At 60.1% G+C, this 22,799-nt stretch carries 17 protein-coding genes; 11 read left to right on the forward strand and 6 right to left on the reverse strand.

What is annotated here, in order from left to right; genetic code table 11:
* Positions 1 to 234 precede the first annotated feature (234 nt).
* From lptF to tadA, 10 genes are all read left to right on the forward strand, one after another.
* Positions 235 to 1,353 (forward strand): LPS export ABC transporter permease LptF, encoded by a 1,119-nt coding sequence (gene lptF, locus RHM69_RS27220; RefSeq protein WP_003188848.1) that lies wholly within the window; start codon positions 235 to 237, stop codon positions 1,351 to 1,353.
* Positions 1,346 to 2,425 (forward strand): LPS export ABC transporter permease LptG, encoded by a 1,080-nt coding sequence (lptG, locus tag RHM69_RS27225; protein ID WP_003188851.1) that lies wholly within the window; start codon positions 1,346 to 1,348, stop codon positions 2,423 to 2,425. The genes lptF and lptG overlap by 8 nt, the downstream gene beginning before the upstream one ends.
* Before the next feature lie 222 nt (positions 2,426 to 2,647).
* Positions 2,648 to 4,447, forward strand: coding sequence for a translation elongation factor 4 (gene lepA / locus RHM69_RS27230; RefSeq protein ID WP_003188853.1), 1,800 nt, complete (start codon positions 2,648 to 2,650; stop codon positions 4,445 to 4,447).
* Positions 4,448 to 4,452: 5 nt separating this feature from the next.
* Positions 4,453 to 5,307 (forward strand): signal peptidase I, encoded by an 855-nt coding sequence (gene lepB, locus RHM69_RS27235; RefSeq protein ID WP_003188855.1) that lies wholly within the window; start codon positions 4,453 to 4,455, stop codon positions 5,305 to 5,307.
* Between the two features lie 144 nt (positions 5,308 to 5,451).
* On the forward strand, positions 5,452 to 6,141 hold the full coding sequence (gene rnc, locus RHM69_RS27240; RefSeq protein ID WP_003188856.1) for a ribonuclease III: 690 nt from the start codon (positions 5,452 to 5,454) through the stop codon (positions 6,139 to 6,141).
* Positions 6,134 to 7,036, forward strand: coding sequence for a GTPase Era (gene era / locus RHM69_RS27245; protein WP_005785147.1), 903 nt, complete (start codon positions 6,134 to 6,136; stop codon positions 7,034 to 7,036). The genes rnc and era overlap by 8 nt, the downstream gene beginning before the upstream one ends.
* Positions 7,037 to 7,190: 154 nt before the next feature.
* Positions 7,191 to 7,877, forward strand: coding sequence for a DNA repair protein RecO (recO, locus tag RHM69_RS27250; RefSeq protein ID WP_019817662.1), 687 nt, complete (start codon positions 7,191 to 7,193; stop codon positions 7,875 to 7,877).
* 51 nt (positions 7,878 to 7,928) lie between these two features.
* Positions 7,929 to 8,672, forward strand: a complete 744-nt coding sequence (gene pdxJ, locus RHM69_RS27255) for a pyridoxine 5'-phosphate synthase (protein ID WP_014717076.1) — start codon at positions 7,929 to 7,931, stop codon at positions 8,670 to 8,672.
* Positions 8,673 to 8,897: 225 nt separating this feature from the next.
* Positions 8,898 to 10,280, forward strand: a complete 1,383-nt coding sequence (locus tag RHM69_RS27260) for a multicopper oxidase family protein (RefSeq protein WP_032872908.1) — start codon at positions 8,898 to 8,900, stop codon at positions 10,278 to 10,280.
* Positions 10,280 to 10,777, forward strand: coding sequence for a tRNA adenosine(34) deaminase TadA (gene tadA / locus RHM69_RS27265; protein ID WP_019817664.1), 498 nt, complete (start codon positions 10,280 to 10,282; stop codon positions 10,775 to 10,777). The genes RHM69_RS27260 and tadA overlap by 1 nt, the downstream gene beginning before the upstream one ends.
* A 141-nt stretch (positions 10,778 to 10,918) precedes the next feature.
* On the opposite strand, the gene cmoB is transcribed toward tadA, so the two are convergent.
* From cmoB to RHM69_RS27295, 6 genes are all read right to left on the reverse strand, one after another.
* Entirely contained in the window at positions 10,919 to 11,875 is a 957-nt protein-coding gene (gene cmoB, locus RHM69_RS27270) for a tRNA 5-methoxyuridine(34)/uridine 5-oxyacetic acid(34) synthase CmoB (RefSeq protein ID WP_020301206.1), read from the reverse strand.
* Positions 11,872 to 12,615 (reverse strand): carboxy-S-adenosyl-L-methionine synthase CmoA, encoded by a 744-nt coding sequence (cmoA, locus tag RHM69_RS27275; RefSeq protein WP_014717080.1) that lies wholly within the window; start codon positions 12,613 to 12,615, stop codon positions 11,872 to 11,874. Before cmoA ends, cmoB begins: the two co-directional genes overlap by 4 nt.
* Positions 12,616 to 12,651: 36 nt before the next feature.
* Entirely contained in the window at positions 12,652 to 13,308 is a 657-nt protein-coding gene (locus tag RHM69_RS27280) for a lysoplasmalogenase (RefSeq protein ID WP_014717081.1), read from the reverse strand.
* Position 13,309: 1 nt separating this feature from the next.
* Complete coding sequence (locus RHM69_RS27285; RefSeq protein WP_020301204.1) at positions 13,310 to 13,699, reverse strand: protease inhibitor I42 family protein; 390 nt, start codon at positions 13,697 to 13,699, stop codon at positions 13,310 to 13,312.
* Positions 13,700 to 13,898: 199 nt separating this feature from the next.
* The gene (lon, locus tag RHM69_RS27290; protein ID WP_019817668.1) at positions 13,899 to 16,319 is read right to left on the reverse strand and encodes an endopeptidase La; all 2,421 of its coding nucleotides are present in this window, start codon (positions 16,317 to 16,319) and stop codon (positions 13,899 to 13,901) included.
* A 172-nt stretch (positions 16,320 to 16,491) separates the two neighbouring features.
* Entirely contained in the window at positions 16,492 to 20,034 is a 3,543-nt protein-coding gene (locus RHM69_RS27295; RefSeq protein WP_106111028.1) for a YncE family protein, read from the reverse strand.
* A gap of 350 nt (positions 20,035 to 20,384) precedes the next feature.
* Here RHM69_RS27295 and RHM69_RS27300 point away from each other — a divergent pair, with 350 nt between their 5' ends.
* Positions 20,385 to 22,721, forward strand: a complete 2,337-nt coding sequence (locus tag RHM69_RS27300; protein WP_200599141.1) for a putative bifunctional diguanylate cyclase/phosphodiesterase — start codon at positions 20,385 to 20,387, stop codon at positions 22,719 to 22,721.
* Positions 22,722 to 22,799 lie beyond the last annotated feature (78 nt).

Below are 22,799 nucleotides of genomic sequence, written 5' to 3' on the forward strand. Positions count from 1 at the left end.
TAAAGCTCGGCAGCGTTGTAAACCGCCAGCGACAAAGGCCGCAGTTTGAACCTCGCCAGCGGAGCCTGACAACCCTTGGCGCACGCTTTGTGCGTGCGCATGAGTAAGCTCCGTGACAGGCGCGGTCAATCACAGGATAATGCGCCATCTTTTTAGCCGGCCCGTGGTAAACGGGTCGACTCGGTATGCTTGCTTGTTTGGCCGCCTTAGCCTGACAACCCTGGAGTGTCTGGTTTGATTGTCTTCCGTTATCTGTCCCGCGAAGTCCTGTTGACCCTGAGTGCCGTGAGTGCGGTGTTGCTGGTCATCATCATGAGTGGTCGTTTCGTCAAGTTCCTGGCCCAAGCCGCCGCTGGCGCCCTGGATCCGGGCTCACTGTTCCTGATCATGGGCTACCGGATGCCCGGCATGCTGCAGTTGATCCTGCCGCTTGGCCTGTTTCTCGGCATATTGCTGGCCTATGGCCGGCTGTACCTGGAAAGCGAGATGACCGTGCTGTCGGCCACCGGCATGAGCCAGCAGCGCCTGCTGGCCATGACCATGGTGCCTGCCGCCGGTGTTGCCCTGGTGGTGGCCTGGTTGAGCATGAGCCTGGCGCCCCAGGGGGCCATGCAATTCCAGCTGCTGCTGAACAAGCAGGATGCGATGACGGAGTTCGACACCCTCGAGCCCGGTCGCTTCCAGGCGCTCAGCGACGGCTCGCGGGTGACCTACACCGAAACCATGACCGACGACCGTTCCAACCTCGGCGGCGTGTTCATTTCCCAGAAGAACCTCGGCCAGAACCAGAAAGACCGTGGCATTACCATCCTGGTGGCCGACAGCGGTCGCCAGGAAATCCGCCCCGATGGCAACCGCTACCTGATCCTGGAAAACGGCTACCGCTACGACGGCAGCCCTGGCCTGGCGGATTATCGGGCGATCAAGTACGACACCTACGGCGTCATGCTGCCCAAGGCCGAGATCAGTGACGAGGTCACCGACCGCGACGCACTGCCCACCTCATCGCTGTTCGGCAGCCCGGAGTTGCGCTCCATCGCCGAGTTGCAATGGCGCCTGTCCCTGCCGCTGCTGGTGTTTATCGTGACCTTGATGGCCGTGCCGCTGTCGCGCGTCAACCCGCGCCAAGGGCGTTTCCTCAAGTTGCTGCCGGCGATCCTGCTGTATATGGCCTACCTGACCATCCTGATTTCTGCCCGTGGTTCCCTGGAAAAGGGCAAGTTGCCGCCAGCGCTGGGCCTGTGGTGGGTGCACGGGGTTTTCCTGATGATCGGCCTGGGGCTGCTCTACTGGGAACCTATCCGTTTGAAAATGAAGAGCCGTCGTGGCCTGAAGGAGTTGGCCCGTGGCTAAGCTTGATCGCTACATCGGCATTAGCGTACTGATCGCCATCCTCGCGGTACTGGGCATCATCCTCGGCCTGGCCTTGTTGTTCGCCTTCATTGATGAAGTGGGCAACGTTACTGACACTTACACAGTCACGGACGTGCTGAGCTACGTCGCACTGACCGCGCCGCGTCGTCTCTACGACATGATGCCAATGGCCGCGCTGATTGGTTGCCTGATCGGCCTGGGTACCCTGGCCAGCAACAGCGAGCTGACCATCATGCGCGCCGCCGGGGTGTCTATCGGCCGTATCGTCTGGGCGGTGATGAAGCCGATGCTGCTGCTGATGGCGTGCAGCGTGCTGATCGGTGAGTACGTCGCGCCACCGGCCGAAGCCACCGCCCAGGCCAATCGCGCCCTGGCCCAGGGTTCGGGCGATGCGCAAAGCGCCAAGCATGGCCTGTGGCACCGCCAAGGTGACGAGTTCATCCACATCAATGCCGTGCAGCCGGGTGGCCTGTTGATCGGGGTGACCCGCTACACCTTCGACAAAGAACGGCACATGCTGTCGTCCAGCTTCGCCAAGCGCGCGCAGTACAGTGGCGAGCAATGGCAACTGAGCGACGTCACCACCACGCACTTCCGTAACGTGGGCCAGGGCACCCAGTCCAGCACCGAAGTGGTCAACGTGCCGACCGAACAGTGGGATATCGCCCTCAAGCCGGAATTGCTCAATACCGTGGTCATGGTGCCGGAAGCCCTGCCGATCTCCGGTTTGTGGAGCTATATCCACTACCTCAAGGAGCAGGGTTTGAACAATGGCCGCTACTGGCTGGCGTTCTGGGTGAAAGTCTTGCAGCCGGTGGTTACCGCCGCCTTGGTGTTGATGGCGATTTCCTTCATTTTCGGGCCATTACGCTCCGTGACCCTGGGCCAACGGGTATTTACCGGCGTGCTGGTGGGCTTCACCTTCCGCATCGCCCAGGATTTGCTTGGGCCGTCGAGCCTGGTATTCGGCTTCTCGCCGCTGTTTGCGGTGCTGGTGCCTACGGCCATCTGTGCCGTGGCTGGGTTCTGGCTGCTGCGCCGGGCGGGTTGAAGCCGCGCTCGCGAAAGTCTGCGAAACGCCGCGTTTATCCAGAATAAGCGCGTTATCGTTGGCGATTTTCGCGAGCAAGCTCGCTCCTACAGTTTTAAGCCCCATTAAAGTGGGGCTTTTTTGTATTGGTCAGCAAAGATGACGTCTGGCCTGAGCATCAGGTACAATTCCCGGCTATTTTTCAGCGGGCAATCTGCCTGCAGCCTTTTTGAGTGTTGATCCGTGAGTGATTTGAGTCATATCCGCAATTTCTCCATCATCGCCCACATTGACCATGGCAAGTCGACGCTGGCCGATCGATTTATCCAGATGTGCGGCGGCCTTGCCGAGCGTGAAATGGAAGCCCAGGTACTGGACTCCATGGACCTCGAACGCGAGCGCGGGATCACCATCAAGGCCCACAGCGTCACGCTGTACTACAAGGCCAAAGACGGCATCACTTACCAACTGAACTTCATTGACACCCCTGGCCACGTTGACTTCACCTACGAAGTCAGCCGTTCGCTGGCGGCCTGTGAAGGTGCGTTGCTGGTGGTCGATGCCGGCCAGGGCGTCGAGGCGCAGTCGGTTGCCAACTGCTACACCGCGATCGAGCAGGGCCTGGAAGTCATGCCCGTGCTCAACAAGATCGACCTGCCCCAGGCCGAGCCTGAGCGCGTCAAGGAAGAGATCGAGAAGATCATCGGCATCGATGCCACCGACGCCGTCACCTGCAGCGCCAAGACCGGCCTGGGTGTCGACGAAGTGCTCGAACGCCTGGTGCACACCATTCCCGCGCCGACCGGCAACTACGAAGATCCGCTGCAAGCGTTGATCATCGACTCCTGGTTCGACAACTACCTGGGCGTTGTGTCCCTGGTGCGCGTGCGCCATGGCCGTGTGAAGAAGGGCGACAAGATCCTGGTCAAGTCCACCGGCAAGATCCACCTGGTGGACAGCGTCGGTGTATTCAACCCCAAGCACACCGCTACCGTTGATCTGAAAGCCGGTGAAGTAGGCTTCATTATCGCCGGCATCAAGGACATTCATGGTGCGCCAGTAGGTGACACCCTGACCTTGAGCTCCACGCCAGACGTCGACGTGCTGCCCGGCTTCAAGCGCATCCAGCCACAGGTCTACGCCGGCCTGTTCCCGGTCAGCTCCGATGACTTCGAAGATTTCCGCGAAGCCCTGCAAAAACTGACCCTCAACGACTCGTCGTTGCAGTACACCCCGGAAAGCTCCGACGCCCTGGGCTTCGGCTTCCGTTGCGGGTTCCTGGGCATGCTGCACATGGAGATCATCCAGGAGCGCCTTGAGCGCGAATACGACCTGGACCTGATCACCACCGCGCCAACCGTTATTTTTGAGTTGCTGCTCAAAACCGGTGAAACGATTTACGTCGACAACCCCTCCAAGCTTCCGGACCTGTCGGCCATCGAAGACATGCGCGAGCCGATCGTGCGGGCCAATATCCTGGTACCGCAGGAACACTTGGGCAACGTCATTACACTGTGTATCGAAAAGCGTGGCGTGCAGCGCGACATGCTGTTCCTCGGTACTCAGGTACAAGTGACCTACGATATGCCGATGAACGAAGTGGTCCTGGACTTCTTCGACCGTCTCAAGTCCACCAGTCGCGGCTATGCTTCGCTGGACTACCATTTCGATCGTTACCAATCGGCTAATCTGGTGAAACTGGATGTGCTGATCAACGGCGACAAGGTAGATGCCCTGGCACTGATCGTGCACAAGGACAACGCGCATTACAAAGGTCGCCAACTGACCGAGAAGATGAAAGAACTGATTCCGCGCCAGATGTTCGACGTCGCGATCCAGGCCGCCATCGGCGGGCAGATCATTGCACGGACTTCCGTCAAGGCTCTCAGAAAGAACGTACTGGCCAAATGCTACGGCGGTGACGTAAGCCGTAAGCGCAAACTGCTTGAGAAGCAAAAGGCCGGTAAAAAACGCATGAAGCAAGTAGGCAACGTGGAAGTTCCACAAGAAGCCTTCCTTGCGGTGCTCAGGTTGGATAGTTAGGTCCTATGTCACTAAATTTCCCGCTGTTGCTGGTCATTGCCGTTGCCGTCTGTGGTCTCCTGGCGTTGCTCGATCTGGTGTTCTTCGCCCCGCGTCGTCGGGCGGCCATTGCTTCCTATCAGGGCAGCGTCAGCCAGCCCGATGCGGTGGTGGTCGAGAAGCTGAACAAAGAGCCCTTGCTGGTTGAGTACGGCAAGTCGTTCTTCCCGGTGTTGTTCATCGTGCTGGTGTTGCGCTCGTTTCTGGTAGAGCCGTTCCAGATCCCTTCGGGGTCGATGAAACCGACCCTGGATGTGGGCGACTTCATCCTGGTGAACAAGTTTTCCTACGGCATTCGCCTACCGGTGATCGACAAGAAAGTCATCCCCGTGGGTGACCCGCAGCGCGGCGATGTGATGGTGTTCCGCTACCCAAGCGACCCGAACGTCAACTACATCAAACGTGTGGTCGGCCTGCCGGGCGACGTGGTGCGCTACACCAGCGACAAGCGCCTGTTCATCAACGGTGAGTCGGTGGCCGAGAAGCTGCTGGGCGCCGAGCCGAATACCCTGGGCAGCGCCGAGCTGTACCAGGAAAAACTCGGCGCGGTGGAGCACCAAATCCGCAAGGAAATGAGCCGCTACCGCGCGATGCCGGATGGCCAGTGGAAAGTGCCTGCCGGGCATTACTTCATGATGGGCGACAACCGCGATAACTCCAACGACAGCCGCTACTGGGATGACCCCAACATTCCCAAGGACCTGCTGGGCATGGTGCCCGACGAGAACATTGTCGGCAAAGCCTTCGCGGTCTGGATGAGTTGGCCGGAACCCAAGCTCAGCCACCTGCCGAACTTCTCGCGGGTCGGGCTGATCAAGTAATACAAGCGGCGCTGTGAACACAGCGCCGAATGCTTTTCTGGGGCTTGGACATTTTCCGATGCCCGGTACCCATCAGGATTTGAATTTGAACACTGCGTCAATCGTCGATGGCCGCCGGTGCCATCAACTAGATATGGATAAACCGTGACCGTTTCTCTAAGTCGTCTCGAGCGTCAGCTCGGCTACACCTTCAAGGACCAGGAATTGATGGTCCTTGCCCTCACACACCGCAGCTTTGCAGGGCGCAATAACGAGCGCCTGGAATTCCTCGGTGACGCTATCCTCAATTTCGCCGCCGGCGAGGCGCTGTTCGAGCGCTTCCCCCAAGCGCGAGAAGGCCAGCTGTCGCGCCTGCGCGCACGCCTTGTGAAAGGCGAGACCCTGGCTGTGCTGGCTCGAGGCTTTGGCCTGGGCGAGTACCTGCGGCTGGGTTCCGGTGAGTTGAAAAGCGGCGGTTTCCGTCGCGAGTCAATCCTGGCTGATGCCCTGGAAGCCTTGATCGGTGCGATCTACCTCGATGCCGGGATGGAGACGGCCAAGGAACGCGTTGTCGCCTGGCTGGCCTCGGAAATCGAAAGCCTGACGCTGGTAGACACCAACAAGGATCCCAAGACCCGCCTGCAAGAGTACCTGCAGTCCCGCGGTTGCGAACTGCCACGCTACGAAGTGGTGGATATCCAGGGCGAGCCCCATTGCCGGGTGTTCTTCGTGGAATGTGAAATCACTTTATTGAACGAAAAAAGCCGAGGTCAGGGTGTGAGCCGTCGTATTGCCGAACAGGTAGCGGCCGCTGCAGCACTGATTGCCCTGGGCGTGGAGAATGGCCATGACTGATTCAACCGCAACACGCTGTGGCTATGTTGCCATCGTCGGCCGCCCGAACGTGGGCAAGTCCACGCTGCTCAACCACATCCTCGGCCAGAAGCTCGCGATCACCTCGCGCAAGCCCCAGACCACCCGCCACAACATGCTGGGCATCAAGACCGAAGGCAACGTGCAAGCGGTGTATGTCGATACCCCTGGCATGCACAAAGGCGGCGAGAAAGCCCTGAACCGCTACATGAACAAGACCGCCTCGGCCGCGTTGAAAGACGTCGACGTGGTGATCTTCGTGGTTGACCGCACCAAGTGGACCGACGAAGACCAGATGGTCCTCGAGCGTGTGCAATACGTGACCGGCCCGTTGATCGTCGCGCTGAACAAGACCGACCGTATCGAAGACAAAGCCGAGCTGATGCCGCACCTGACCTGGTTGCAGGAGCAACTGCCGAACGCCCAGATCATGCCGATCTCGGCCCAGCACGGCCACAACCTCGAAGCCCTGGAGCGCGTGATCGCCGGTTACCTGCCAGAAAACGAGCACTTCTTCCCGGAAGACCAGATCACCGACCGCAGCAGCCGCTTCCTCGCCGCCGAACTGGTCCGCGAGAAAATCATGCGCCAGATGGGCGCCGAGCTGCCGTACCAGATCACCGTCGAAATCGAAGAGTTCAAGCAGCAGGGCAAGACCTTGCACATTCATGCGCTGATCCTCGTCGAACGTGACGGCCAGAAGAAAATCATCATTGGCGACAAGGGCGAGCGTATCAAGCGCATCGGCACCGAAGCGCGCAAGGATATGGAGTTGCTGTTCGACTCCAAGATCATGCTCAACCTGTGGGTGAAGGTGAAGGGTGGCTGGTCCGATGATGAGCGTGCGTTGCGCTCCCTGGGCTACGGCGACCTGTAACGGGCCTCGAACACACTGCAAAACTTTGTGGGAGCGGGCTTGCCCGCGATGAGGATGTAACATTCGGCAGAGATGTTGACTGTGACGCCGCCATCGCGGGCAAGCCCGCTCCCACATTGGATCGGCGCTGTTTCACGTTCTGCGAGAGAGCCTCATGTCCGCCTCCCCCCCCAGCCAACTTGCCTATGTCCTGCACAGCCGCGCCTACCGCGAAACCAGTGCGCTGGTGGACTTCCTCACGCCCCAAGGCCGCCTGCGCGCGGTATTGCGCAGCGCGCGGGGCAAGGCGGGCACCTTGGCGCGGCCGTTCGTGGCGCTGGACGTGGAGTTTCGCGGCAAGGGCGAGCTGAAAAACGTCGGCCGCCTGGAAAGCGTTGGCACCTCTGCCTGGCTCAATGGCGATGCGTTATTCAGCGGCCTTTACCTCAATGAGCTGCTGATCCGCCTGCTGCCCGCCGAAGACCCGCACCCGGCAGTCTTTGATCACTACGCTGCCACCTTGCTGGCCCTCGCTGAAGGCCGTCCGCTGGAACCGCTGCTGCGCGCTTTCGAATGGCGTTTGCTCGACGACCTTGGCTACGGCTTCGAACTGGCCAACGACTTGCACGGAGAGCCCATCGCCGCCGATGGCATGTATCGCCTGCAAGTCGATGCGGGGCTTGAGCGCGTGTACCTGCTGCAGCCCGGCCTGTTTCAGGGCACCGAACTGCTGGCCATGAGTGAGGCCGACTGGCACGCTCCCGGTGCGCTGTCCGCCGCCAAGCGCCTGATGCGCCAGGCCCTGGCCGTGCACCTGGGCGGGCGTCCGCTGGTCAGTCGCGAGTTGTTTCGAAAGCCCTGACATCCCCGTGTATGCTGTGCACCGATTCTTTCCCTTTTCAGGAGCGCTTCCGTGACCACCAGCAATCGCATTCTTCTTGGCGTCAACATCGACCATGTCGCCACCCTGCGCCAGGCCCGGGGCACCCGTTACCCTGACCCGGTCAAGGCCGCGCTGGACGCCGAAGAAGCGGGCGCCGACGGCATCACCGTGCACCTGCGCGAAGACCGCCGTCACATCCAGGAGCGCGATGTGCTGCTGCTCAAGGACGTGCTGCAAACCCGCATGAACTTCGAAATGGGCGTCACCGAAGAAATGATGGCGTTCGCCGAGCGCATTCGCCCGGCGCATATCTGCCTGGTACCGGAAACTCGCCAGGAGCTGACCACCGAAGGCGGCCTCGACGTCGCCGGCCAGGAGGCGCGGATCAAGGCCGCGGTGGAGCGCCTGTCGCGGATCGGCAGCGAAGTCTCGCTGTTTATCGACGCCGACGAACGCCAGATCGAAGCCTCCCGCCGTGTTGGCGCCCCGGCGATCGAGTTGCACACTGGCCGTTATGCCGATGCCACCACGCCGACCGAAGTGGCCGACGAACTGCAACGCATCATCGACGGCGTGAACTGCGGGCTCAGCGAAGGCTTGATCGTCAATGCCGGCCATGGCTTGCATTACCACAATGTCGAAGCCGTGGCAGCGATCAAGGGCATCAACGAACTGAACATCGGCCATGCGCTGGTCGCGCACGCGCTTTTCGTCGGTTTCAAAGGCGCCGTGGCCGAGATGAAAGCCCTGATTCTGGCCGCTGCCAAGCACTGATAAACAATGAAGATCAATGTGGGAGCTGGCTTGCCTGCGATAGCGGAGTGTCAGTTGACGCATTCGTAACTGGCCCACTGCAATCGCAGGCAAGCCAGTTCCCACATGATGAGTCGTCGGCGTTTTTGGCATGCGGCAATGCGAAGCCTTACTGTTTAGCCGACGCAGGTGTATCGTATCAGCCCTTTGCGGGCCCTTGGCCTGCGGCAGATACGCGAGGTTGTTGTGTCCCGATCCTTTTCCCGTCGACAAATCCTGGGTGGTCTTGCTGGCCTGGCCGTAGTAGGCGTCGGTGCCGGTGGTGGCTACCGCTACTGGCTGGGGAAAGTCGCTGAGTCCGAGGCGGGGCACGATTACGAGCTGATCGCCGCGCCCCTGGACGTAGAGTTGGTGCCGGGGCACAAAACCCCAGCCTGGGCGTTCGGCCCTTCGGCGCCAGGCACCGAGTTGCGGGTGCGCCAAGGCGAGTGGCTGCGGGTGCGCTTTATCAACCATCTTCCAGTCGCCACTACCATCCACTGGCACGGCATCCGCCTGCCGCTGGAAATGGACGGCGTGCCCTACGTCTCGCAATTGCCGGTGCTGCCTGGCGAATACTTCGACTATAAATTCCGCGTACCCGATGCCGGCAGCTACTGGTATCACCCTCACGTGAGCAGCAGCGAAGAACTCGGCCGTGGCCTGGTCGGCCCGTTGATCGTGGAAGAGCGCGAACCCACCGGTTTCAAGTACGAACGCACCTTGAGCCTGAAGAACTGGCACATCGACGAAGAGGGCGGGTTTGTCGAGTTCAGCATCCCCCGTGAAGCGGCGCGTGGCGGCACGGCCGGGCGTCTGTCGACCATCAATGGGGTGCCCCAGGCGGTCATCGACCTGCCGGCTGGGCAAATCACCCGCGTGCGCCTGCTCAACCTCGATAACACTGTGACCTATCGCCTCAATATTCCCGGGGTCGAAGCGCAGATCTACGCGTTGGACGGCAACCCCATCGAGCCGCGCCCGTTGGGCAAGGAATATTGGCTGGGCCCGGGCATGCGTATTTGCCTGGCGATCAAGGCGCCACCGGCGGGCGAAGAACTGTCGTTGCGCAACGGCCCGGTGCGCCTTGGCACCTTCCGCTCGGTGGCCAATACCGACGCGCCTACCCTGTGGCCACCGGCATTGCCGGCCAACCCGGTTGCCGAGCCAGACCTGGCCAATGCCGAGAAACTCAACTTCAATTTCGAATGGGTCGGTTCAGTGTCGGTCAATGTCGAAAACGGCAAGCCGCCGAGCCTGTGGCAGATCAACGGCCAGGCCTGGGACATCACCGACAAGACCTGTGCCGACCGCCCGATTGCCAAGCTGGAGAAGGGTAAGAGCTATATTTTCGAATTGAAGAACATGACCCAATACCAGCACCCGATCCACTTGCACGGGATGAGCTTCAAGGTGCTTGCGTCCAACCGCCACAAGGTGATCCCGTACTTCACCGACACCTACCTGCTGGGCAAGAACGAACGCGCCCGCGTGGCCTTGGTGGCGGATAACCCAGGGGTGTGGATGTTCCATTGCCATGTGATCGACCACATGGAAACCGGCCTGATGGCCGCCATCGAGGTGGCGTGATGCGCCAGATTCGCCCCGCCGCGATTATCGACCGCAGCCGCGACCAGGATTTTATGCGCGAAGCCCTGGCGCTCGCCGCCCAAGGTGCTGCATTGGGCGAAGTGCCGGTGGGTGCGGTGCTGGTGCAGGGCGGTGAAATCATCGGCCGCGGCTTCAACTGCCCCATCAGTGGCAACGACCCCAGCGCCCATGCCGAAATGGTCGCGATCCGCGCTGCTGCACAAGCGATCAGTAACTATCGGCTGGTGGGCAGCACGCTGTACGTGACGCTGGAACCGTGCAGCATGTGTGCCGGGCTGATCGTGCATTCGCGGGTGGCGCGGGTGGTGTATGGCGCGTTGGAGCCGAAGGCGGGCATCGTGCAAAGCCAGGGGCAGTTTTTTACCCAGGGTTTTCTTAACCATCGGGTGTTGTTTGAGGGCGGGGTATTGGCCGAGGAGTGTGGGGCTGTCCTGAGCGAGTTCTTCAAGGCTCGCCGGGCCAAGCCACCACTCTAAAGAACACTGAAATATCAATGTGGGAGCTGGCTTGCCTGCGATAGCCATCTGTCAGTCAGCCCTATATTGACTGACCCACCGCTATCGCAGGCAAGCCAGCTCCCACCGTTGATCTCCATTTTTTTCAGAACGAGCGTGGTGTTATTTGCGCGCGATGATCACCGCCCGCATCGGTGCCGGCAGCCCTTCAATGGTCTTGCTGTGATCCTCAGGGTCCAGGAAATCACTCAGCGACTGATACTTCATCCACTGCGTTCCACGCTGCTCCTCAACCGTGGTCACGCTCACATCCACGCACCGCACGTCACTGAACCCGGCCCGGCGCAGCCACAGCATCAACGCCGGCACCGACGGCAAGAACCACACGTTGCGCATCTGGGCGTAACGGTCTTCTGGCACCAGCACTTGTTGTTGGTCGCCTTCCACCACCAATGTTTCCAATACCAGCTCGCCGCCCTTGACCAGGGTGTCCTTCAACGCCAGTAAATGTTCGATGGGCGAGCGGCGGTGGTAGAACACGCCCATGGAAAATACCGTGTCAAAGCCTTCCAGGTTCGCCGGCAAGTCTTCGAACGGGAACGGCAGGTGCCAGGCCTTGGGCTCGGACAAGTAGCGCTGCACTGCCTGGAACTGGCAGAAGAACAGCCAGTTGGGGTCCACGCCAATCACGCTGTCGGCCCCGGCGCCGAGCATGCGCCACATGTAGTAGCCGTTGCCGCAGCCCACGTCGAGGATGCGCTTGCCTTTGAGGTTCAGGTGCGGCGCGACCCGCGACCACTTCCAGTCCGAACGCCACTCGGTGTCCACATGCACGCCGAACAGATGGAACGGGCCTTTGCGCCAGGGGCTCAGGCCCATCAGCGCCGTGTGCATCTGTTCGCGGGTGGCGTCGTCGCAATCGGTGTCCAGCACCAGGCCGTTGAGCAAATCTACGCTGTTGGGCTGGATCTTCGGCAGTGCATCCAAGGCGCTCTGCCAGCGCTCCAGGTCGCCATGGCCTTTTTCCATCTTGCTATCGAGCTGCGCTTGCAGGCCCTGGGCCCACACGGCCAGGGGAGTGCCGACCAGATGGCGGGCGAGGGGGGACAAATCAATCATGGCAAGGCAATCAACGAGGCAAAGTTAAGACACTGGAACCACGGCACGACTTTCGAGAACCCGGCCGCCAGCAGGCGTTCGCGGTGTTCTTCGAGGCTGTCGGGCTTCATGACGTTTTCGATGGCGCTGCGCTTCTGGGCGATTTCCAGTTCGCTGTAGCCGTTGGCGCGTTTGAAGGCGATATGCAGGTCGGTCAGCAGCGCGTGCTCTTCAACATCGTTAAAGCGCAGCTTTTCCGAGAGGATCAACGCCCCGCCCGGCAGCAGCGCCTGGCGAATGCGCCCCAGCAACGCCAGGCGCTCCTGGGGGGCGATAAATTGCAGGGTGAAGTTCAGGGCCACCACCGAGGCGGGCTTGAATTGCAGGGCGAGGATGTCGCCCTCGATCACCTCCACCGGCAGCAACTCCTGGAACATCGAGTCCTGGCCATTGAGGTATTCGCGGCAGCGCTCGACCATCGCGGCGGAGTTATCCACGGCGATCACCCGGCAACCCTCGGTGCGTACATGGCGACGCAGGGCTTGGGTCACGGCGCCCAGGGAAGAGCCCAGGTCATACAGCACGCTACCCGGTTGGGCAAATTGCGCGGCCAGCACGCCGAGGTTTTCGACGATGGTGGGGTAGCCCGGCACCGAGCGCTTGATCATGTCCGGGAACACCCGCACCACATCCTCGTTAAAGGCGAAGTCCGGCACCTGGGGCAGGGGCTGGGCGAATAGGCGATCGGGTTCTTTGCTCACGGCTGTTCCGGCGACGATGGGGGAAAGGCCGGCATTTTAGCCAAGTTGCTCCTCGGATGCGCGGGTTGTCTGATGGAAAGCCGAGGCGGTGATGCCCCACTGCCCGAGCCAGTAGGTGGTGATCAGCAAATACGGCGCTGCCTCGAACGCCAGCACAAACCGGTTGATGCCGATCAGCGCGTCGGAAACCACAAACGACACCGCACCCACCGCCGCCAGCCACGCTGAACGTTTGGGCACCTCGCTGCCCAGTCGTGCCAACGCACGCCAGAGCATGGCGCTGATCACCAGCGCGTAAACCACCACCGGTATCAGCAGTTCACCGAGGCCGTGGGAGATCAGGATGCTCAGCAAGATTGCGCCTACGCCGAGGGCCAGCACCAGCGGCAGCAGCGCCAAGCGCCGACAGTCACTGAAATAAGCTTTGAGATAAGCCAAATGCGCGAACAGAAACGCGCCCAGGCCAAAGATAAACAGGTCGCCTGGCCAGGCAAGTAACACGTCGCCCACCACGGAAAAAATCAACCCCAGGCTGATCCAGCGTCGATACTCGGTGGGCGGCGCGTCATGCAGCCAACCCAGCAGCGCCAGCACCGGCAGTGGCTTGACCAGCAGGCACAGCAGCGTCGCATGGGTCGCCAGGCCGTAGACAAAGGTGCCGGCGCCCATCAAGGCAAGGATCAGCCAGGGCATATCAGTTCACCGTAATGGCGCAGTCAAAGGTTTCGACAGGTTCGGCCTCTGGCTCCCAGGGTTGCTGGGATGTCAGGCGCAAACGCCCTTGCCCTGGGGCAAACGCCTGGAAGCGCCAGGTGGACTGGCCGCCCCCGCCGATCACGCCGGACTCGGTGCTGCTGTAGACCTCAGGGCTCAAGGCGCGCAACACGCCGCCGGCGGAGTCCTGGATGGCCCAGCGGTAACCGGTGGTGGGGTTGCTGGGCAGGGTGAGGATCAGGTTTTGCCCGTTTTTAAGCTGGAGCGGGCAGGCGCTCTGGTTGTCCACGCTGACGTTTTGCTTGGGGGCACTGGCGCATGCGGCCAGCAGGGCAAGGCTCAAGGGGAGAAACAGGCGGGCAGCGGTCATGAAGGCTCCGTTAATACACGACGAAGGGGGAGCATAACCGAAGATGAGACAAGGTGTGACAAGAGGGCATGCGGTGTGGCGGCTGGCGCCATCGCGGGCAAGCCCGCTCCCACACTTGACCGCGTTGTCATTAACAACACCGATCCCTGTGGGAGCCGGGCTTGCCCGCGATAGGGCCAGTCCAGGCGCTAGAGATCTATCAGAAGAGCACCTTCGCCACATCCGCAAACCGCTTGGCAAAGTGCACCGTCATCCCTTCCTTCAAATAGTCCGGCAGCTCTTCAAAGCTGCCACGGTTGGGCTCCGGCAAGATCAACTCGTGAATCTTCTGGCGCCGCGCCGCGATCACCTTCTCGCGCACCCCGCCAATCGGCAGTACATGCCCGGTCAAAGTCAGTTCGCCGGTCATCGCCACGCCTTTTTTCGGCGGTTGGTTGCGGGCCAGGGACAGCAACGCACTGGCCATGGTCACGCCGGCACTCGGGCCGTCTTTCGGCGTGGCGCCTTCCGGCACGTGCAAGTGCACGAAGGCCTCGTCGAAGAATTTCGCATCGCCGCCAAACGACTTCAGGTTGGAACTGATGTAGCTGTAGGCGATTTCGGCGGACTCTTTCATCACTTCACCCAACTGCCCGGTGAGCTTGAAGCCGCGATTGAGCGTGTGGATGCGCGTCGCTTCGATCGGCAAGGTGGCGCCGCCCATGCTGGTCCAGGCCAGGCCGGTAATCACGCCGGTGCCGGACAGCACTTGCTCATTACGGAACACGGGCATGCCCAGGGAGCTTTCCAGGTCCTTGTTGCCGATCTTGATCACCGACTCCGGTTCATCCAGCAGCTTGACCACCGCCTTGCGCACCAGCTTGCCCAGTTGCTTCTCCAGTTGGCGCACGCCGGCTTCCCGAGCATAACCATCGATCAATGCGCGCAGGGCGCCGTCGGTGATGGTCAGGCTGTTTTTGGCCACGCCGGCTTTTTCCAACTGCTTGGGCCACAGGTGGCGCTTGGCGATGGCGACTTTTTCTTCGGTGATATAGCCCGACAGGCGAATTACTTCCATGCGGTCCAGCAACGGGCCCGGGATCGAGTCCAGGGTGTTGGCGGTGCACACAAACAGCACTTTGGACAGGTCCAGGCGCAGGTCCAGGTAATGGTCGAGGAATTCGACGTTCTGTTCCGGGTCCAGGGTTTCCAGCAACGCCGACGCCGGGTCGCCCTGGAAGCTCTGGCCCATCTTGTCGATCTCGTCGAGCATGATCACCGGGTTCATCACTTCCACGTCTTTCAGCGCCTGCACCAGCTTGCCGGGCAGGGCGCCGATGTAGGTGCGCCGGTGGCCCTTGATCTCGGCCTCGTCGCGCATGCCGCCGACACTGAAGCGATAGAACGGCCGCCCCAGGGATTCGGCGATGGACTTGCCCACACTCGTCTTGCCCACGCCCGGCGGGCCTACCAGCAATACGATGGAACCGGCGACTTCGCCTTTGTAGGCGCCCACGGCGAGGAATTCGAGGATGCGGCTCTTGATGTCATCCAGGCCCGCATGGTGCTTGTCGAGCACTTTGCGCGCGTGCTTGAGGTCGAGTTTGTCTTCACCGTATACGCCCCACGGCACCGAGGTGGCCCAGTCCAGGTAGTTGCGCGTGACGGCGTATTCCGGCGAACCGGTTTCCAGGATCGACAGTTTGTTCAGTTCTTCATCAATGCGTTTTTTCGCTTGCGCCGGGAGCACTTTGCCTTGCAGGCGCTGTTCGAACTGTTCGACATCGGCGCTGCGATCGTCCTTGGTCAGGCCCAGTTCCTGCTGGATGACCTTGAGTTGTTCCTTGAGGAAGAACTCACGCTGGTGCTCGCCGATCTTGCGGTTTACCTCGGCGGAGAGCTCTTTTTGCAGACGCGCGACTTCTACCTCTTTGCGCAGCATCGGCAGCACTTTTTCCATGCGTTTGAGCATGGGCACGCAGTCCAGCACTTCCTGCAGTTCATTACCTGTCGCCGAGGTGAGGGCGGCGGCAAAGTCGGTGAGCGGCGACGGGTCGTTGGGGCTGAAGCGGTTGAGGTAGTTCTTCAACTCTTCGCTGTACAGCGGGTTGAGGGGCAGCAGTTCCTTGATGGCATTGATCAGCGCCATGCCGTAGGCCTTGACCTCATCGGTCGGCTCGCTGGGCTGGTGCGGGTATTCGACTTCCACCAGGTACGGTGGGCGGTGGTGCTTGAGCCAGGTCTTGATGCGCACGCGGGTCAGGCCCTGGGCGACGAACTGCAGCTTGCCGTTCTCGCGGCTGGCGTGGTGCACCTTCACCAGGGTGCCGTACAGCGGCAGGGCGGAGGTGTCGAAGTGGCGTGGGTCTTCGGGCGGCGTGTCCATGAAAAACAGCGCAAGGGAGTGGTGGTCGGATTTGCTCACCAACTCCAGGGTTTCGGCCCAGGGCTCTTCATTGACGATCACCGGCAACACTTGGGCCGGGAAAAACGGCCGGTTGTGGATCGGGATGATGTAAACCTTGTCCGGCAGGTTTTGCCCAGGCAGCGCCAGGCCGGTGTTGGACGAGGAGGTTTCGGCGTTTTCGGGGTCGGCGTAATCGTTGAGGTCGTAATCTGGAAATTCTTGCTGGTCGCTCATGGGGCACCTGCATCAGTAAGTATGCAGGTTAGATGGGGCGGGGTTGCGGTGGTTTCAATGGGGCGGCGTCGTTAGCAACAATTTGCATGAAATAACGGGGGAAGCGCGGAGTGGGGGGCATGCAAGGGGTGAATGCCCCGTCTCGCGGGAGACGGGGCATCTTGGCAAGTGTTTAGACGCTTACTACGGCTACGGTATTGTTGCCGAAATTGCAGACGAACAAGTACCTGCCATCCTCGCTGCAAGCCAGGCCGGTGGGTTGGTTGAAACCAGGGATACTGCCAACCAGTTCCTCGGTGGTGGTGTCGATGATGCGGACGGTGTTACTGGCGTACTCCGTCACGTAGGCCAGCGGTTTGACTGGGTGGAAGGCGACGCCTCGTGGGGTTGCCAGCCCGGTCAGGGATTTGACGTAGGTAAGGCCATCGTTGTAGGTGTTGTAGATATCAACTTTTCCTAAGTTGGGAACACAGACAAATAGCCGTTCGAGGGTGGCGAACAGTGGGGAGTGGGCGAGGGCACTTGCGATTCCATTATTAGCGACCACGTGAGTGCGAGTGCGAGTGGTGATATTATATCGATGTGTTTGTTCAGTAACTGAATATAACGCAGTGCCTTGTGGGTTGGTTATTATAGCTCTGGAGCTATTTTGTGCGTGGAGATAAGTTTCGCTTCGTTCTGTTTGTGTATTCCAATAGTAAATGGTAGTGGCGCCTAAATGCCCCATAAAGAGTCGCAATCCCCCTGGGTTTAAGCATATTGCTTGGGTAGAACCGCCAAGCCAATAAGGGTAGCGAAAAGTGAAATTACTAGTGTTTAGTATGGGAGTAGTTTGGGTATAGTGCGAGCCTTCAACCGAAAAATACAGGTTCGAGTTCGAAGGATGTAACGCCAAACCATGAATAACACTCCCAACCGTATTCACCGTCCGGGCCGTATTGTTCTCTAGATCAATCACCGAAATCGACGGCGTCCGTCCATTCGCCACACAAACCTTTTTACCGTCCCGACTGGCCACGATATACGTCGGCCCATTCCCCACTTCAATCTCTCGCACAATCTCCCCCGGTGCCTTGCGCGTGCGGTAAGTAGCCTCATTAAAATATATGGCAGTGTCCAGGCAGTTGGTCCCATCCAACGATATCCAGCCCCGGATTCTGACCTGGCTGCTATCCGGCAACTCCCTCAAATAATCGGCCGGTATCAAGTCCAGAGTACGCCCGGCACTGGCTTCTGCCGGGGTTATATCAATGGCACGCCGCAGCGGCAAGTCGGTGGTACTGAACAGGTCAATGCCGACCGCAAGCCCGGCCCGGAAAAACGGCAAGGCGCGAATCTGTACCGAGTTCGCCTTGTTGGTATCGATCACCCCACCCGCGGCCGCAGGCACGCTCAGCAGGTTAAGTGTCTGGTCAGAGAACTTATCCACTTCAACCGTGAGTCGTCTAGAGTCCGTCCTGACGTTGTCGCGCAGTACCTCGAAATAAACTTCAAACGACTCCCCGACGTAAGCGCCAACAAAGTTACTCAGGTAAGAGAACGAAATGTAATCATGGCCAGCTTCTGGCTTGCCGGGTTTGCTGGGAATGGCGGGTGTACCCACCCCGTGTTTTCCGACTACACGCAGAGTGACAAGATCACTCTCCAGCATGGGGTACTTGACCCGGAACGTCGTGATGCGAGGAGAGGGCGTCCAGACATTCAGCGGGTCAAGCCGCATGATGCAAGACGACACCGGGGTGGCCTCCAGCAAGGTCGGACATTCGCTGAGCTGTAGCGCCGCCCCCACTTTGACCACCAACGGCAGGGACTTTAGCGGGATATCCGTAGGCAGTGTGCGGACCTCCCAGTGCAGCGCCATGCTTGCATCTTTGTTAGCCAGGACGATCGCGCGGGCAATGGTAAAGGGCAAGGCCGAGCCATACCACACGCTGGTCACCTTCAGCCATGCTGAGGTAATGCTGCCCCCCGGCTTACTGCCTGTCGCAACCATCCGTACCTCATCATTCAACCAGATGCTCGGGTGGGGATCCACGAACGCTTTGAGGTTGCCTTTGTTGATAAGCTCGTCAAATTGGTGGTCAGGCGGTGGAGCTTCAGGTGATCGTGGTGGAGGGAGTGAGATTGAAATATCACCGACCGGTACAGTCACCGATTGCGAGGGGTTTGCCGCATCGTTGTTGACTAGATAGTAGGCGGTGAAGGTGGAGCCCTCCAATGGCTCAAATGTGCGGTAGTCCAATAAGTAGTCAATATCGCCACCGCTGGCGATTTCGGTGAAGCGCTCGTACACGATGTTGCCGTTGGCTGCTCTGCCTTCAATGATTAGGTCAACTTTGTCACTCAGAGGCAGTTCCGCGCCGGGTACGGTGATATGCACTGGGTTGATATCGGGCAGCGTCCCCCCCACCAGGCCGTGTACCACTGGCGCCGGGCGACGGTTATCGACCGGCGTGCCACGCACGCTGTAAATGGCAGCGTTAGAAGGTGTATTGGGCTGCCCTGCGCGAATCCGCTCGTAGAAAGCCATTAAACGGCCTTCCGCCAGTTGTTTTACAAAGGGCAATGGCAACGGAATGGATACGCGAACCAGGTTTGGCTGCAGCACTTCATAAGATTCAGTGTGCTTAAGGCTTCCCGTATGAGTCAGCCCTAAATAGGTGACATGTATTTCATCGTTGACCTGCCACCCATGATTTCTTAACGGTACCTCGAAGTTAAGGTCATTGGAGTGCGCGTCCTTATCGATGTATTCCTCGTCTGAAACAGGGTCGTATTCGGACTCGGTAACGTGACCCTCTATCAGTTGCGGGTTGGTGCCCCCGCTCACCCTATTTTGTATGACCCTTGGGATGGAAAAACCGATGGATTGGTTTCCGGCCTTGTCTCTTACATACCACTCAAGAATATTCGGCCCCGGTGTCACTTTCTGCCAGTCGCCGAAATTGATGGTCATAATGATGGGGGCGTTCCCGGAGGCTTCAAAATGGGTCACCGTGTGAGTAACAAGCCAACCGCCAATACTCATATAGATCACATCACCTTCTTTGCGGTGGTGAACCTGATCCACTAACGGGTTCAGCGGGTAATTATCAACGAGGACCCTGACGCCTTTTTGCGCATCCGCGGGATTCACGATGCCAAAGGCCTCAATGGTTGGATCTTCGAACGTAACGCGTGCCAGGTTTTCGTTGATAATCGGCGTACTGGCCTGAGGGTCCAGCCCCCCGGGGGCTTTGGTATCCACCCAGATACTGAACGTTTTGGTCCTGTCAGTGGTTCCGCTTAGGCGTCTGACGAAAGCTTGTAGTGTGTTATGGGCCTGGTCGATAAACCTGACGCTCTCTATGGCCAACTTAACGTGTTTGTTTTGCTTTTCATCATCTTCTGTGAGGGTGTAGTGGGCCACTCGTATGCCGTTGAGCTCCAGATAGACGAAATCCCCCTCATCTTGTTGGGCCCACGCAAGGAGGATGCAAATCACCCCGAGGGCGTTGACCGTCAATGCGGCGTTGTTCAGTGCGCCGTCAGTGTTTGGGATGGAAGTAAGGTTGGGGATGATCAGCTCCAGATCGGAGAAGGGTATTTGGGTGCAGCCATTGGGAACAAGTGCATCGGGCAAGCGCCCGATGGAATCCTGGCTACGTTTTTTGCGCGCTACCGCAGGCAGGCAGGCGAGGGGCGGGGGTAGGATAGGCAGTTGATCGTAGGTCACGGTTGAACACCTCAATAAATGTAAGCAAGACGCGACCCAGGATCCTCCTTAGGTCGAGTGGCTCCTTATTCAGGGCGCTTACGACGCAGGTTGCCTAGCTGTGAGAAATGACAGTGCCGACGAGCGGCGAGGCATGGCTATGCTTATATTTATGTTGTTTTCGTCAAAAATATGACTACGAAATCCTTGTGTTTATTGGGTTTACTTATCCTCAGTCCCAGCTAACCTGCCTAAATAAAATAATCCATTAAAAAGGATGTTTTTTTGACGCCGGTTAGCAGTCGGCAGGGACGCGTATGACACAAGGAAAGCACGGCCAAGAGCGACGAGCACGGCCCGAGGGCGCGGCCATGCACTGGCGCCACACGTTTCAGACCCGCATAGCCGGGGTGCTGGCGCTGTTGTTACTGGTGGTCGTGGCCGCCACCTATTTTGCCGTGAACGCTGCCACCACTCGGGCGGTGGAGAACCAGGCCGACGTACAGCTGAACACGGGGCGGCAGGTGTTCGAGCGCCTGCTGGACCTGCGCGGGCGGCGCTTGCAGTACGGGTTGGACTGGCTCACCGCCGATGGGCCGTTCAAGCAGGCGGTGGCCGGCGGCCGGACGCTGCCGATCCTGGAGGCCCTGGGCACCCATGGCACCGGGGTCAGTTCCAGCGAAGTGATGGTGCTGGGCCTGGATGACAGGGTCATGGTCAGTACCCTGCTGATGCAGACGCGCGGCCAGCTGTTCCCGTATGCCGATGCCTTGCGCAAGGCGCGGCGCAGCGGCCAGCAAATGTTGATCGTCGCCATGGCCGGGCGCCCCTATTTGCTGGTGCAAAAAGATGTGCTCGGGCCTGTGCCGATCGCACGCGTGGTCATGGGCTTTCCCATGGACACGCAATTCGCCCATGAACTGCGCTCCATGAGCAACCTGGAGGTGTCGTTCCTCAGTGTGCAGGACGGCCATCTCGGTCAGTTGTTCACCACCCACCCTGGCAATTGGCGCCCAAGCATCATCAGCCTCTTGCATGGCACGCAGGTCGATCCTGAGGCGAAGATCCAGCTGTTCCATGGCCAGCGTGTGCTCAGCCAAGTGTTGCCCTTGGCCAACAGCGGCGAAGGCGATGAAGTGCGCGTGTTGCTGCAAAGCCCGCTGGACCATGCGCTGGAATCCTTCGCGCCGCTGGATCGGCAGTTCATGGGGATTGCCCTGGCGGTGCTGCTGGTCTCGCTGGCGGTGGCATTATTCCTGGCGCGGCGAGTGTCACGCCCGCTCAATGCGCTGGTGCAAGCCGCTGAGCGGATCGGGGCCGGTGACTACCGCACCCCGGTGCGGGTGCGCAGCCACGACGAGTTCGGCCTGCTGGCGCGTGCGTTCAATGCCATGCAAAGCGGCATCGCCCTGCGCGAGCGGCAACTGGCCCACAATGCCTTGCATGACCCGCTCACCGGCCTGCCCAACCGCGCCCTGGCCATGGAGCGCCTGGGCAGCGCGATCAGCGCACGGCGGCCGGTGGTGTTGCTGTACGTGGGGATTGAAAACTACCGAGTCATCAACGAAGGGTTTGGCGCCGAAGGTGTCGAGCACATGTTGTGCGAGGCCAGCCGCTGCTTGTCCAGCAGCCTGTTGGCCAGCGACACCGCAGCACGCATCGCCGGCAGTGAGTTTCTGTTGTTGCTGGAAAACACCGAGATCGACTCAGCCGTGGCCCGCGCCGACCAGTTGCATGGGGCGTTGACCGAACCCCTGCGCATCGGCAATGACGAAGTGCGCCATGAAGTGAGCATCGGCATCGCCGCGTACCCTGCTGATGGGCAGCAGGTGGAAGAGTTGATCAACCGCGCGGCCATCGCCCGGCACGACGCGGCCAACCTGCCGGGGCATTTGCAGATCTACCAACCGGACCGCGACCTCGCCCACCAACGCCAGATCACCCTGATTCGCGACTTGCGCCGCGCCGTGATCGAAGGCGAGTTGTACCTGTGCTACCAGCCCAAGCTCGATCTGCGGCACGGCCATGTGAGCCAGGCTGAAGCCTTGCTGCGTTGGCAACACCCGACGCTGGGGCAAGTCTCCCCCGGGGAGTTCATTCCCCTGGCCGAACGCACCGGTAGCATGAGCGCGCTAACGCTGTGGGTGATCGAGGAAGCCATCCGCCAGATTGCCGAATGGGCGCAGCGTGGGCTGGTTATCCAACTGTCGGTGAATATATCCGTGAACGACTTGGCGGATGATGACTTGGCGATTCGCGTCACTGCGCTATTGGCCCAATACCACGTGGACGCCGAGCATTTGATTTTTGAAATCACCGAGAGCGCCATCATGCACAACCCGCAGCAGGCCCTCAGCGTGCTGGAGCAGCTGCGCAATTGCGGAATCAGCCTGTCGGTGGATGATTTCGGCACCGGCTACTCGTCCCTCGCCCAATTGCAGCGCCTACCGGTGCAAGAGCTGAAGATCGACCAGTCCTTTGTGCGCAACCTCGACAGCACCAGTGGCGACGGCGTGATCGTGCGTTCCACCATCGAGATGAGTCATAGCCTGGGGCTCAAGGTGGTGGCCGAGGGCGTGGAGTTCGAGCACAGCCTCACCTTGCTCAAACGCTGGAACTGCGACACGGCCCAGGGCTACCTGATCAGCCGGCCGCTCAACGCCATGGCGTTCGAGCGGTGGATGCGCCGTGAGCAGGTGCCAACCTAGACAGTTTGACTGTGGCGAGGGAGCTTGCTCCCGCTGGAGTGCGAAGCGCTCCCAGGATTTTCGGGCCGCTGCGCAGCC

The sequence above is a fragment of the Pseudomonas sp. CCI1.1 genome (genome assembly GCF_034348165.1).
GTDB lineage: Bacteria > Pseudomonadota > Gammaproteobacteria > Pseudomonadales > Pseudomonadaceae > Aquipseudomonas > Aquipseudomonas paracarnis.